This is a genomic window from Pantoea sp. X-Soil-YNGN-775 (assembly GCF_059730575.1).
In genome coordinates, this window is sequence record NZ_AP035945.1 from 1,550,821 (window position 1) to 1,563,845 (window position 13,025).

The 13,025-nt window shown below is 55.8% G+C and carries 13 protein-coding genes; 11 read left to right on the plus strand and 2 right to left on the minus strand.

The genetic code is table 11. From position 1 onward, the window contains the following. Positions 1-15 precede the first annotated feature (15 nt). The 10 genes from fabD (at position 16) to ptsG (ending at position 9,494) form a co-directional block, all read left to right on the plus strand. Positions 16-948 carry an ACP S-malonyltransferase gene (fabD, locus tag AC6I8I_RS07285; RefSeq protein ID WP_312052555.1) on the plus strand — a complete coding sequence of 311 codons (933 nt, stop codon included), beginning with the start codon at positions 16-18 and terminating at the stop codon, positions 946-948. Positions 949-958: 10 nt separating this feature from the next. Continuing rightward, positions 959-1,693 (plus strand): 3-oxoacyl-ACP reductase FabG, encoded by a 735-nt coding sequence (fabG, locus tag AC6I8I_RS07290; protein ID WP_312052553.1) that lies wholly within the window; start codon positions 959-961, stop codon positions 1,691-1,693. A 154-nt stretch (positions 1,694-1,847) separates the two neighbouring features. Next, positions 1,848-2,084 carry an acyl carrier protein gene (gene acpP / locus AC6I8I_RS07295; RefSeq protein ID WP_003849865.1) on the plus strand — a complete coding sequence of 79 codons (237 nt, stop codon included), beginning with the start codon at positions 1,848-1,850 and terminating at the stop codon, positions 2,082-2,084. 85 nt (positions 2,085-2,169) lie between these two features. Beyond that, positions 2,170-3,411 (plus strand): beta-ketoacyl-ACP synthase II, encoded by a 1,242-nt coding sequence (fabF, locus tag AC6I8I_RS07300; RefSeq protein WP_312756592.1) that lies wholly within the window; start codon positions 2,170-2,172, stop codon positions 3,409-3,411. 105 nt (positions 3,412-3,516) lie between these two features. Continuing rightward, positions 3,517-4,332: an aminodeoxychorismate lyase gene (pabC, locus tag AC6I8I_RS07305; protein ID WP_312756594.1), complete on the plus strand. Its 816-nt coding sequence runs from the start codon at positions 3,517-3,519 to the stop codon at positions 4,330-4,332. Continuing rightward, positions 4,329-5,348 (plus strand): endolytic transglycosylase MltG, encoded by a 1,020-nt coding sequence (mltG, locus tag AC6I8I_RS07310; RefSeq protein ID WP_312052547.1) that lies wholly within the window; start codon positions 4,329-4,331, stop codon positions 5,346-5,348. Before pabC ends, mltG begins: the two co-directional genes overlap by 4 nt. Next, complete coding sequence (tmk, locus tag AC6I8I_RS07315; RefSeq protein ID WP_312052545.1) at positions 5,338-5,970, plus strand: dTMP kinase; 633 nt, start codon at positions 5,338-5,340, stop codon at positions 5,968-5,970. Before mltG ends, tmk begins: the two co-directional genes overlap by 11 nt. After that, a complete protein-coding gene (gene holB / locus AC6I8I_RS07320; RefSeq protein WP_312052987.1) occupies positions 5,970-6,959 on the plus strand; it encodes a DNA polymerase III subunit delta' in 990 nt (329 codons plus the stop codon). The genes tmk and holB overlap by 1 nt, the downstream gene beginning before the upstream one ends. A 17-nt stretch (positions 6,960-6,976) precedes the next feature. Next, a complete protein-coding gene (locus AC6I8I_RS07325; protein ID WP_497828480.1) occupies positions 6,977-7,768 on the plus strand; it encodes a metal-dependent hydrolase in 792 nt (263 codons plus the stop codon). A gap of 292 nt (positions 7,769-8,060) precedes the next feature. Beyond that, a complete protein-coding gene (ptsG, locus tag AC6I8I_RS07330) occupies positions 8,061-9,494 on the plus strand; it encodes a PTS glucose transporter subunit IIBC (RefSeq protein WP_312052541.1) in 1,434 nt (477 codons plus the stop codon). Positions 9,495-9,549: 55 nt separating this feature from the next. Here ptsG and bglB read toward each other — a convergent pair whose 3' ends face one another. After that, positions 9,550-10,689, minus strand: a complete 1,140-nt coding sequence (gene bglB, locus AC6I8I_RS07335) for a beta-galactosidase BglB (RefSeq protein ID WP_497828481.1) — start codon at positions 10,687-10,689, stop codon at positions 9,550-9,552. A gap of 12 nt (positions 10,690-10,701) precedes the next feature. Next, positions 10,702-12,291, minus strand: coding sequence for an MFS transporter (locus tag AC6I8I_RS07340; protein WP_031377252.1), 1,590 nt, complete (start codon positions 12,289-12,291; stop codon positions 10,702-10,704). A gap of 363 nt (positions 12,292-12,654) precedes the next feature. Between AC6I8I_RS07340 and hinT the strand changes: the two genes are divergently transcribed. After that, positions 12,655-13,005, plus strand: coding sequence for a purine nucleoside phosphoramidase (hinT, locus tag AC6I8I_RS07345; protein WP_031377253.1), 351 nt, complete (start codon positions 12,655-12,657; stop codon positions 13,003-13,005). The last annotated feature ends 20 nt before the right edge of the window (positions 13,006-13,025 follow it).

Consider the following 13,025-nt stretch of genomic DNA (forward strand, 5'->3'; position numbering starts at 1 on the left):
TGACAGGAACATAAGATGACGCAATTTGCTTTTGTTTTCCCAGGCCAGGGTTCACAGACGGTCGGTATGCTGGCTGATTTAGCCGCTACCTATCCGCAGGTGGAAGAGACTTTCCGCGAAGCCTCTGCGGCACTGGGATATGACTTATGGCAGTTAGTCAGCCAGGGCCCGGCTGAAGAGTTGAACAAAACGTGGCAGACTCAGCCTGCGCTGTTAGCCGCCTCGGTTGCTATTTATCGTGTCTGGCAGCAGCAGGGCGGTGAACAGCCGTCAATGATGGCCGGTCACAGCCTGGGTGAATATTCCGCGCTGGTGTGTGCTGGCGTGCTGGATTTTGCCGATGCGATCAAGCTGGTTGAGTTGCGTGGCAAACTGATGCAGGAAGCCGTGCCGGAAGGGACTGGCGCAATGCAGGCGATTATCGGCCTGGATGACGCATCAATCCGCAAAGCCTGTGAAGAGAGTGCGCAAGGTCAGGTGGTTTCGCCGGTTAACTTTAACTCGCCAGGCCAGGTGGTCATCGCGGGTAACAAAGAAGCGGTAGAGCGTGCCGGTGCGGCCTGTAAGGCTGCCGGTGCTAAGCGTGCGCTACCGTTACCGGTTAGCGTACCGTCTCACTGCGCGCTGATGAAGCCAGCGGCGGACAAACTGGCCGTGGCGCTGGAGTCCATCACCTTTCATACGCCTGCGGTGCCGGTTATTAATAACGTCGATGTCAAAGCCGAAACTGACGCTGGCGCGATTCGCCATGCGCTGGTGCGCCAGCTCTACAGTCCGGTTCGCTGGACTGAAAGCGTGGAAGCAATGGCGGCACAGGGCGTGACCCAACTGCTGGAGATCGGTCCAGGTAAAGTGCTGACCGGTCTGACCAAACGCATTGTGGATAGCCTGACAGCGGCTGCCGTCAACGATAGTGCATCACTGACGGCTGCACTCGGAAAGGAATAAGAGGAAAATCATGAGCTTTGAAGGTAAAGTTGCGCTGGTAACCGGCGCGAGTCGCGGCATTGGTCGTGCGATTGCGGAGACGCTGGCGGCAAAAGGCGCTAAAGTTGTAGGTACCGCGACCAGCCAGAGTGGCGCCGACGCCATCAGTGCTTACCTTGGCGACAAGGGCAAAGGCCTGTTACTGAACGTGACTGACGCTGCATCGATCGACAGTGTTTTAGAGAATATTCGCGCAGAATTTGGCGAAGTGGATATTTTAGTCAATAATGCAGGCATTACGCGTGATAATCTCCTCATGCGCATGAAGGACGATGAGTGGCAGGATATCCTCGATACCAACCTCACTTCTGTCTTCCGCCTTTCTAAGGCGGTATTGCGTGCCATGATGAAAAAGCGCGTGGGCCGTATCATCACCATTGGTTCCGTTGTTGGAACCATGGGTAACGCGGGCCAGGCAAACTACGCGGCAGCAAAAGCGGGTTTAATTGGCTTTAGCAAATCACTGGCGCGCGAAATCGCGTCACGTGGCATTACCGTCAACGTCGTGGCTCCAGGTTTTATTGAGACAGACATGACGCGGGCACTGAACGAAGATCAACGTTCTGGTATTTTGGCGGAAGTACCTGCGGGTCGCTTAGGCGAAGCGCAAGAAATCGCCAATGCTGTGGCATTCTTAGCCTCTGACGAAGCAGCCTACATCACAGGTGAAACGCTGCACGTCAATGGCGGCATGTACATGGTCTGATAAATCACGAAAACATTTGCATTATTTGCGGCTAAAACCGCAAAATAGCGTAAAATCGTGGTTCGACCAGCCGGGATTTTGTTGCATCTTTTTCACCATTTTATACACTACGAAAACCATCGCGAAAGCGAGTTTTGATAGGAAATTAAATAGTATGAGCGATATCGAACAACGCGTTAAGAAAATCATCAGTGAGCAGCTGGGTGTGAAAGAGGAAGAAGTGACCAACTCTGCATCTTTCGTAGAAGACCTGGGTGCCGATTCTCTTGATACCGTTGAGCTGGTAATGGCTCTGGAAGAAGAGTTTGATACTGAAATTCCAGACGAAGAAGCTGAGAAAATCACTACCGTTCAGGCAGCGATCGACTACATCAATAGCCACAAAGGCTAATGAATATCTTCAGGCGGTCGCTCGACCGCCTGATTTTTATGTTTGTCCCACATAGTTCCCTATTTCCCCTCCCTGGAGGACGAACGTGTCTAAGCGTCGTGTAGTTGTGACCGGTCTTGGCATGTTGTCTCCTGTCGGCAATACCGTAGAGTCTACCTGGAGTGCTCTCCTTGCCGGTCAGAGCGGCATTAACCTGATCGACCATTTTGATACCAGTGCCTATGCAACCCGTTTTGCAGGTCTGGTAAGAGGTTTTAATTGTGATGACTACATCTCGCGCAAAGATCAGCGCAAGATGGATGACTTCATCCAATACGGCATTGTTGCCGGCATGCAGGCTATGCAGGATAGCGGTCTGGTTGTGACCGAAGAGAATGCAGGTCGTATGGGCGCAGCGATTGGCTCCGGCATCGGTGGTTTAGGTCTGATTGAAGACAATCATACTTCACTGGTCAACGGTGGCCCGCGTAAAATCAGCCCGTTCTTTGTGCCGTCGACTATCGTGAACATGGTAGCGGGTCATCTCACTATCATGTACGGCCTGAAAGGTCCGAGCATCTCTATTGCGACTGCCTGTACCTCTGGCGTGCATAATATCGGCCACGCCGCACGTATCATCGCCTATAACGATGCTGACGTGATGCTGGCAGGTGGCGCTGAAAAAGCCAGTACGCCATTAGGCGTTGGCGGATTTGGTGCCGCACGTGCGCTCTCCACCCGTAACGACGACCCACAGGCAGCAAGCCGTCCATGGGATAAAGATCGTGACGGTTTTGTGCTGGGTGACGGTGCCGGTATCGTGGTACTCGAAGAGTACGAACATGCTAAGCAGCGCGGCGCGAAAATCTATGCGGAAATCGTCGGCTTTGGTATGAGCAGCGATGCTTACCACATGACTTCTCCGCCGGAAGATGGCTCGGGTGCAGCAGCCGCGATGATCAATGCGCTGCGCGATGCTCAGCTTACGCCAGAGCAGATCGGCTATGTCAACGCGCACGGCACTTCGACGCCAGCCGGTGACAAAGCGGAAACGCGTGCAGTGAAATCGGTATTTGGGGCAGCAGCCAGTACGGTAATGGTGAGCTCAACCAAATCGATGACCGGGCATTTGCTGGGTGCTGCGGGTGCCGTTGAATCGATCTACTCGATTCTGGCCCTGCGTGACCAGGCGGTACCGCCGACCATTAACCTCGACAACCCGGATGAAGGCTGCGATCTCGATTTCGTGCCGCATACCGCGCGTCAGGTTTCCGGACTGGAGTATACCTTGTGTAACTCCTTCGGCTTCGGTGGCACCAACGGCTCATTGATTTTCCGTAAAGTGTAATCATTGTTGATTGCTAAAAAGGCCCGCGATGCGGGCCTTTTTTTATCCTGATTATTCAACAGAGTCAGCATCGGCGCGCCGATCGCTGCCCAACCGGAGAGAACTATGTGGATTAACGGCATCGAACAATCAACTCTGGCGGCCAGCGATCGCGGACTGCAGTTCGGCGATGGCTGCTTTACCACCGCGGCGGTGCAGCAGGGCAGGATCCTGTTACTGGAACGCCACATGCAGCGTCTCAGAGAAAGCTGTGAACGGCTGTTAATCAACGGTATCGACTGGCTGCAGCTGGAAAAAGAGATGCGTCAGGCAGCCCGTGATCAGACACAGGCGGTGCTGAAAGTGATACTCAGCGCTGGCAGCGGCGGACGCGGTTACAGCCGGAAAGGCGTTGGTGAGCCGACGCGTATCGTCTCGCTGGCTGCGTGGCCGCCACACTATGCTGCCTTACAGCAGCGCGGCGCGTCGCTGGCTGTCAGCCCGATTCGGCTGGCGCGCAATCCGCAGTTTGCCGGCCTGAAGCATCTCAACCGGCTGGAACAGGTGATGATTCGGGCTCATCTTGACCAGACAGACGCTGACGAAGCGCTGGTGCTTGACACTGAAGGTTGGGTGGTGGAATGCTGTGCGGCCAATTTATTCTGGCGCCAGGGCCGGGAGATTTTTACCCCTGACCTGCGCTGGGCGGGCGTCGATGGCATTATGCGGCGCAGTCTGATGGCGCAGCTCGCCGCCGCAGGGCAGGCTTGCCAGGTTGTCCAGTGTGAACCAGACGCGTTGCTGGCTGCCGATGAAATCGTACTATGTAACGCCCTGATGCCGGTTTTACCGGTACGACAGCTGGGGGCGGTGAACTTTACGCAACGCACGCTGTTTAATCAGTTGCACGCAAGCTGTAAAAAGATAATGGATGCATCATGAGCCGAAGTAAAAAAATTCTCGCCAGCATTGTGGCGATAGTGGGTGTCGCGGCTGCCTTCAGTTACTGGCAGATAAAACAGTTCGCGTCCGCCCCGTTAACCCTGCACCAGGAAACGATCTACACGTTGCCGGCCGGTACCGGCCGGGTGGCGCTTGAAGCGCAGTTAGAAAGCCAGAATATCATTCCGCACAGCATCTGGTTTGGCGCGTTACTGAAGGTCGAACCCGAACTGGCGACCTTCAAAGCCGGAACCTACCGTCTCGAGCCGACCATGACGGTGCGTTCGCTGCTGCAGCTGCTGGCCAGTGGCAAAGAGGCACAGTTTCCGCTGCGCCTGGTCGAAGGTCAGCGCCTGACCGAGTGGCTGAACGAGCTGCGTAAAGCGCCCTATATCCGGCATACGCTGAAAGATGACCAGTTTGCGACGCTGGCCAGCGAGCTGAAGCTTGATCCGCAGCAGCTGGAAGGTAACTTCTTCCCGGATACCTATCTCTATACCGCTAATACCAGCGATCTGGCGATCCTGCAGCGCGCCCATGAGCGGATGAAGAAAACCATCGATCAGGTCTGGCAGGAAAGGGCGGATAATCTGCCGTACAAAACGCCGCAGGATCTGGTGACCATGGCCTCGATCATTGAAAAAGAGACCGCCGTCAGTGATGAGCGCGCCCGTGTCGCCTCGGTGTTTATTAATCGATTGCGAACCGGCATGCGACTGCAAACCGATCCCACGGTGATCTACGGTATGGGCCCGGCCTATAACGGTACCCTGACACGTAAAGACCTTGAGACGGCAACCGATTACAATACCTATATCATTAATGGTCTGCCGCCCGGACCGATTGCCATGCCGGGCAAAGCGTCGCTGCAGGCAGCGGCCCATCCGGAAAAGAGCAACTACCTCTATTTTGTTGCGGATGGTAAGGGCGGACACACCTTTACCACCAATCTTGCCAGCCATAACCGGGCGGTGCAGCTTTACCGGCAAACGCTGAAGGAAAAAAATGAACAGTAAGTTTATCGTCATTGAGGGCCTGGAAGGCGCCGGTAAAACCACGGCGCGCGATGCGATTGTCGCCACGCTGCGCGAACGCGGGATTGAAGATATTGTCTTTACCCGCGAACCTGGCGGAACGCCGCTGGCGGAGCAGCTGCGGGTGCTGGTCAAGCAGGGCATTGAGGGTGAGCAGGTGACCGATAAAGCGGAACTGCTGATGCTCTATGCGGCGCGGGTGCAGCTGGTCGAAACGGTGATCAAACCGGCGCTGGCTCGCGGGGCCTGGGTGATTGGCGATCGACACGATCTCTCTTCACAGGCTTATCAGGGCGGCGGGCGCGGACTCGACAGTGAACTGATGCGTACCCTGCGCGATGCGGTGCTGGGCGATTTTCGCCCCGACCTGACGCTCTATCTCGACGTAACGCCGGAAATTGGTCTGCAACGTGCCCGTGCCCGTGGCGCGCTGGATCGCATTGAGCAGGAATCGCTGCGCTTTTTTGAGCGCACCCGCGACCGTTATCTGGCTTTGGCAGCGGACGATCCGACTATTCTGACCATCGACGCCAGCCAGTCGCTGCAACAAGTGACAGCGTCACTTCAGTCCACTCTCAAGGGCTGGCTGGCGGAGCAGGCGTGATGAACTGGTTTCCGTGGCTCAATCAGCCCTATCGCCAGCTGATCACCCAGCATCAGCAGGGCCGGAGTCATCACGCGTTGCTGATTCAGGCGATGGCCGGGATGGGCGATGATGCACTGGTTTGGGGCATCAGCCGCTGGCTGATGTGCCAGCAGCCCGACGGCCTGAAAAGCTGCGGTGAATGCCACGGCTGCCAGCTGATGCAGGCCAATACTCATCCGGACTGGTACCGGCTGGAAGCGGAGAAAGGTAAAAACACCCTCGGTATTGACGCGGTTCGTCAGGTGACTGAGAAAATGTATCATTTCGGTCAGCAGGGCGGCGCCAAAATCGTCTGGCTGCCTGATGCGGCTCAGCTCTCTGAGGCTGCGGCCAATGCCCTGCTGAAAACGCTGGAAGAGCCGCCAGCCAATAGCTGGTTTTTCCTCAGCAGTCGTGACCCGTCGCGCCTGCTGGCGACCTTGCGCAGCCGATGCATGACGCTGCATCTTTCGCCGCCGGACGAAGGACTCAGCCTGAACTGGCTAAAGAAGCAGACGACGCAGGATGAAGTGATGCTGGTCGCCGCGTTGCGACTCAGCGCCGGCGCGCCGGAAGCGGCGCTGAAGCTGCTGGCGGCCGGCCCGTGGCAGGCGCGACAGAAACTGTGCGATGCGCTGCCTGCGGCACTGCAGCAGGACATTCTGCAACTGCTGCCGGTGCTCAACGCCGACGACGCGGCGGTGCGCATTGGCTGGCTGCTCTCGCTGCTGCTGGATGCGATGAAATGGCAGCAGAATGCAGGCCAGTGGCTGAGTAACGTCGATCGTCAGGACGTGGTGACGCTGCTGGCCGGACACTTTACCCCGACTGCGCTCAACAGCAGTGCGCAAGAGTGGATGCGCTGTCGCGAGCAGTTGCTGCACGTCGCGGCGGTTAACCGCGAACTATTGCTGACCGATCGGCTGCTGAGCTGGGCTGATAATATGAAGCCAGCGCTGATTGGCTAAACCTTCTGAGAGTAACTATGTTTATTGTTGATTCCCATTGCCACCTTGATGGCCTGGACTATGAAAAAAACCATCGCGATCTGGATGATGTGATCGCCAAAGCGGCCGCGCGTGACGTGAAATTTATGCTGGCCATCGCCACCACGCTGCCCGGTTTTCATACCCTGAAAGCGCTGGTCGGCGATCGGCCTGAAATCGCACTCTCCTGCGGCGTTCACCCGCTGAATCAGGAGGAAGCGTATGACGTTGAGGAGTTTCGCCGTCTGGCTGCCGATCCGCAGGTAGTGGCGCTGGGGGAAACCGGGCTGGATTATTACTATCAGCAGGAGACCAAAGCACAGCAGCAGGCCTCCTTCCGTGAACACATCCGTACCGGCATCACCCTGAACAAACCGATTATTGTGCACACCCGTGATGCGCGAGACGACACGCTGGCGATTTTACGTGAGGAACAGGTTGAGCGCTGCGGCGGGGTGCTGCACTGCTTTACCGAGGATCAGCCGACCGCGGCGAAGCTGCTGGATATGGGATTCTATATTTCGTTCTCCGGTATCGTTACCTTCCGTAATGCGGAGCAGCTGCGGGAAGCGGCGCGTTACGTTCCGCTGGATCGCATGCTGGTTGAAACCGATTCTCCTTATCTGGCGCCGGTTCCTTATCGCGGTAAAGAAAACCAGCCCGCTTATACCCGCGATGTCGCCGATTATCTGGCGGTGCTGAAAGGGGTAGATATTGACACGCTGGCCGCCACCACCACCCGCAATTTCGCTGAGCTATTCCACATCCCGATGAGCCGGCTGGGTGCCTGAGTCGGCCGTTTATTTCATACTCTGTAATTAATCTGTAATCTGCGCATATGGCCTTGTTTTTTCAGCAAGGCCAGCTTTTTATTGCTGATTATTCGTGCGGGTCAGTAAGAAATTTCGTAAAGTGCACGAATGCGATTGTCGAAACGTGATAACCGTCAAAGTAACAAATAACGATTTATTTTACCCTTCGTAATAAATCAAAAGGCGGTCACCGCCAACCCGGTAAAGAATCCTCCCTCTTTACCACGCGCAATGCGCGAAAAAATGCACTCATACTCAGGAGCTTCACGCTATGTTCAAAAATGCTTTTGCCAACCTGCAGAAGGTCGGTAAATCGCTCATGCTACCGGTATCGGTTCTGCCGATTGCCGGGATTTTGTTAGGTGTCGGTTCGGCCAATTTCAGCTGGTTGCCTGCAGTGGTTTCGCATGTGATGGCAGAAGCGGGCGGATCGGTGTTCGCCAATATGCCGCTGATTTTTGCCATCGGTGTGGCGCTGGGCTTTACCAATAACGACGGTGTATCCGCACTGGCCGCGGTGGTCGCTTACGGCATCATGGTGAAAACCATGGCGGTGGTGGCTCCACTGGTGCTGCATCTGCCAGCGGCAGAAATTGAGGCGAAACACCTGGCGGATACCGGGGTACTGGGCGGTATTATCGCCGGCTCGATTGCCGCGTATATGTTCAATCGATTTTACCGCATCAAGCTGCCGGAATATCTCGGCTTCTTTGCCGGTAAGCGTTTTGTACCGATTATCTCCGGTCTGGCAGCCATCATTCTCGGCGTACTGCTCTCCTTTATCTGGCCACCGATAGGTTCCGCGATTCAGGAATTCTCCCAGTGGGCAGCCTATCAGAACCCGGTTGTCGCCTTTGGTATTTATGGCGTGATTGAACGCGCGTTGGTGCCATTTGGTCTGCATCACATCTGGAACGTTCCTTTCCAGATGCAGATCGGTGAATACACCAATGCGGCAGGTCAGGTGTTCCACGGTGATATCCCGCGCTATATGGCGGGCGACCCGACCGCGGGCAAACTTTCCGGTGGCTTCCTGTTCAAAATGTATGGTCTGCCAGCCGCCGCGATTGCTATCTGGCATTCGGCTAAGCCGGAAAACCGTGCCAAAGTGGGCGGCATCATGATCTCCGCTGCGCTGACCGCGTTCCTGACCGGTATCACCGAACCGATTGAATTCTCATTCATGTTCGTTGCGCCGATCCTGTACGTAATCCATGCGCTGCTGGCCGGTCTGGCTTTCCCAATCTGTATTCTGCTCGGAATGCGTGACGGTACCAGCTTCTCGCACGGTCTGATCGACTTTATCGTGCTGAGCGGTAACAGCAGTAAAATCTGGCTGTTCCCGATTGTCGGTATCATCTACGGTCTGGTTTACTACACCATCTTCCGTGTGCTGATCGCTAAACTGGACCTGAAAACCCCAGGCCGTGAAGAGACCAGCAGCGAGCAGTCCACTGCAACCGGCACTGAAATGGCGGGCAAACTGGTGGCGGCGTTTGGTGGTAAAGAGAACATCACCAACCTTGATGCCTGTATCACCCGTTTACGTGTCAGCGTGGCTGACGTCGCGAAGGTGGATCAGACTGAACTGAAAAACCTCGGCGCACGTGGCGTGGTAGTGGCAGGTTCAGGTGTTCAGGCGATTTTCGGTACCAAATCCGATAACCTGAAAACCGATATGGATGATTATATCCGCAGCATGTAATGCCAGCGGAATGATAAAAAGCCCCGCCCAGCGGGGCTTTTTTTATGCGCGTGATTTACAGATAGACGCGCAGATACTCGGTCAGGCACAGCAGCGCCATCGCCTGGCCGTACGGCATTGAGGTCAGTGGAATGGTGCGGTAATAGTCCAGATCGCTGCCCATCGCCGTGCCAAACGACACCTGCTTCAGCTCACCGTCGGCATCGATGTTGGCAATCACGCCGCGCAGCGCCTTTTCCGCCATCTCACGATATTCCGCCGGCAGGTAACGCTTGCGCACCGCTTTCAGAATGCCATAGGCGAATCCTGCGGTAGCCGAGGCTTCCGGATAGCTCTGCGGGTCATCGAGCAGGGTATGCCACAGTCCGCTGCTGTGCTGGCACGCCTGCAACGCCTTCACCTGCGACGCCAGCACCTGCTGCAGAAAGCGGCGGGTAGCATGATGCTCGGGCCAGTTCATCATCTCCAGAAAATCGGGAATAACGATGGTCAGCCAGCTGTTGCCGCGTGCCCAGCGAGCATTGGCGAAATTATGCCGACCGTCAAAGTTCCAGCCGTGGAACCACAGCCCGGTTTCGCGATCCATCAGGTACTGGGTATGCAGCAGGAACTGGTAGCTCGCTTCCTCAACCCACTCGTCACGCTTCAGTAACTGACCAATTTTCGCCAGCGCCATCACGCTCATCATCAGCGTGTCGTCCCACAGCTGCTGGCTGTTTTCATTGTTATAGACGATGTGTTGCAGCCCGCCCTGTTCGGTACGCGGCATTTCATACATCACCCATTCTGCCCAGCGCTCCAGCACCGGCAGCCAGGCGGCATTGCCGGTCTCTTCATAGCGGTAAGCCAGCGTCAGAAAAGGGCAAACGGTATTCACGTTTTTGGTCGGCGTTCCCTCCGCCAGACGCTGGGCGAACCAGTCATCAATGATCGCCAGCGTTTGCTGGTCACCGGTCTGCTGATAGTAGTGCAGCATGCCATACAGGCCGATGCCGTGTGTCCATTCCCAACCCGCCCAGCCTTTGGTATCGATCACCCGGCCATCGTCCAGCCGCAGCAAAAATTCGCCGGTTTGGTCGGTGATGTTGACCAGATTTTGTGTCAGCTTGTGGATCAGCTGGACCAGTTCGCTGCGTGGCAGCAGATGTTCAGGTTGGCACAATAGCGCGCTGTGTTTAACGGGAAATACAGTCATGGTTTATTCCTGTCATTTTAAGGTCGGGTTGATAGATGAGAGTAAAGGGCGATGCGTGGGTAACGGTGGCGCGGCGGGCTTCATGCGATTGAGGAAGCCAATGTTGTTGTTGCCCCACAGGTTTTCATAGGGCATGCCGGCCAGCGTTTCGACGATCTGTCGCGCTTCAGGCGTGATTTTTTCCGGCACAATGCGTCCCGCTTCGCGCATTTTCAGGGTCTCTTCACGCAGTACGGTATGCGTCTGCAGATTCAGCTTGAAGCGCAGTGAAACCAGGAAACCGCAGGTGAGAACCGCCACGGTGCCGAGGCTCAAAATCGCCAGAATGGTGTGGCTGACGCCCGGCACCTGAGTTGCCTGACCCGAGACAAAGCCAGAGAGCTGCAGCACGATACCGACCAGCATCACCGCACCGGCCTGCGAGGCTTTGCGGGTCAGGGTCATGATGCCGGCAAAAATACCTTCGCGACGCTGACCGGTGATCACTTCATCGACATCGGCGATATAGGTGTAGGTGTTCCACGGGACGTAGTTGATGCCGCCACGGCCCAGACCCGCCACCGCTGAGATCAGTAACAGCAGTGCGAGGTTATCGTTCATCCCGGCATACCACAGCCCGGCATAGGAGAGCGCCGCCAGCCCGAACAGCACCGCCACCAGGCGATAGGCGGGTGCCGGCCCCATGCGGATACACAGCGGGATCATTCCCATCACCGCGATAAACTGTAAAACCGCCATGGTGCCCATCAGATTTGAGGCAATCTGGGCGCTCTGCATCAGGACAAACACCACATACCAGGTAAAGACCGCGTTAAACACGTCCTGCGCGATATAGCCGCCGAGATACATGCCAAGATGCTGGCGGAAGATCCGCACGCGTAAGGTCGAGGAGAGCTCAACATAGAGCCGTTTGAGATTTTGCAGCAGCGTCAGCTGCTGCTTTTCCTGTTCTGCCCGGCGTGACTCGGCGGAGAAATCATCCGGATGACGTTCCCAGGTAAAGAACCACACCAGCGTCAGCACCAGAGCGCAGATGATCGAGAACACCAGGCTGGCATAGAAGAAGGAGTGTGGGTTGTCTTTGCCAAGCGCGCCGAGCAGGATGCCGGGTAAAAAAGCCGCCAGGATGGCCGAAAGCTGAGCCAGGCCGATGCGTGCGCCAGAGAAGCGGGTTTTCTGCCGGAAGTCGTCGGTCATCTCAGGTACCAGCGTTTCATAGGGCACCAGAATCATGGTGTAGATGATATCGAACAGCAGATAGGTGCAGAGATACCACCAGAAACTCATATCGCTGATCCACATCAGGCTGTAACTGAAAACACAGGGTATGCCGAGCAGGATAAAAAAGCGGCGACGGCCAAAGCGTTTGCCCAGCCAGGTTGAACCAAAGTTATCGGTCAGGAAGCCCATCAGCGGGCTGACAACCGCATCCAGTACCCGGGCGGCGGCAAAAATCAGGGTCGCCTCAATCGGGGTCAACCCACAAAAAGTGGTATAGAAATAGAGCAACCAGGCGGCAGTCAGCGCCGTGGTGCCTGCTCCAAGAAAATCTCCGGAACCGTAGGCCAGATAATGACCCAGACCAATCTTACGTGAGCGCATGGTGCGTGCTCCTTGATGGTGAATGTCGGTAAATCCCTCATGACGACGCCGGGCATCTCAGCCGGACTGAATAGCAAAGTAGAACTGCGACGGCGGGTTAACCTTCGTAATCTGGCAAGCACCGGGACGGATGTGGCAATGATACAAAGAAAAGGGCGGCTAAAATCTAATTTATAAAACGGCGTTTCATTTTTGTGCGGTGGCGCGCATCAATATTGACATGTAAAGGCGAGCAGAGGCGCGGGCAGCAGCGGTGGCTGTAAACAGAGACCAACAATGCAAGAAAAGTGGACCTGAGGTTGAAAGAAAACAAATTTCTCCCGCATACTGATTGATTACGACCCTGGCTAAAGGAATTGCACCATGGCTGAAGAAACCATTTTTAGTAAAATTATTCGTCGCGAAATCCCCGCTGATGTGGTTTATCAGGATGAACTGGTCACCGCCTTTCGCGATATTTCGCCGAAAGCGCCGACCCACATTTTGATCGTACCGAACGTGCTGATCCCGACGGTCAATGAGGTGGAGGCGGCACACGAACATGCGCTGGGCCGCATGTTTACCATCGCCGCTAAAATTGCCCGTCAGGAAGGCATCGATCAGGATGGCTACCGTTTGATTGTCAACTGCAACAAACACGGCGGTCAGGAGGTTTACCACATCCATATGCATCTGCTGGGCGGCGAGCCGCTTGGCCCGATGCTGTCGAACTGAACCTCTAACGGAAACGTGCT

Excerpts from the sequence above, each read along its gene's own strand:
- mltG (WP_312052547.1), top strand. The coding sequence starts at position 4,329 with ATGAGCCGAAGTAAAAAAATTCTCGCCAGCATTGTGGCGATAGTGGGT.
- bglB (WP_497828481.1), bottom strand. The coding sequence starts at position 10,689 with ATGACTGTATTTCCCGTTAAACACAGCGCGCTATTGTGCCAACCTGAA.
- fabD (WP_312052555.1), top strand. The coding sequence starts at position 16 with ATGACGCAATTTGCTTTTGTTTTCCCAGGCCAGGGTTCACAGACGGTC.
- tmk (WP_312052545.1), top strand. The coding sequence starts at position 5,338 with ATGAACAGTAAGTTTATCGTCATTGAGGGCCTGGAAGGCGCCGGTAAA.
- hinT (WP_031377253.1), top strand. The coding sequence starts at position 12,655 with ATGGCTGAAGAAACCATTTTTAGTAAAATTATTCGTCGCGAAATCCCC.
- acpP (WP_003849865.1), top strand. The coding sequence starts at position 1,848 with ATGAGCGATATCGAACAACGCGTTAAGAAAATCATCAGTGAGCAGCTG.
- AC6I8I_RS07340 (WP_031377252.1), bottom strand. The coding sequence starts at position 12,291 with ATGCGCTCACGTAAGATTGGTCTGGGTCATTATCTGGCCTACGGTTCC.
- ptsG (WP_312052541.1), top strand. The coding sequence starts at position 8,061 with ATGTTCAAAAATGCTTTTGCCAACCTGCAGAAGGTCGGTAAATCGCTC.
- fabG (WP_312052553.1), top strand. The coding sequence starts at position 959 with ATGAGCTTTGAAGGTAAAGTTGCGCTGGTAACCGGCGCGAGTCGCGGC.
- holB (WP_312052987.1), top strand. The coding sequence starts at position 5,970 with ATGAACTGGTTTCCGTGGCTCAATCAGCCCTATCGCCAGCTGATCACC.
- pabC (WP_312756594.1), top strand. The coding sequence starts at position 3,517 with ATGTGGATTAACGGCATCGAACAATCAACTCTGGCGGCCAGCGATCGC.
- AC6I8I_RS07325 (WP_497828480.1), top strand. The coding sequence starts at position 6,977 with ATGTTTATTGTTGATTCCCATTGCCACCTTGATGGCCTGGACTATGAA.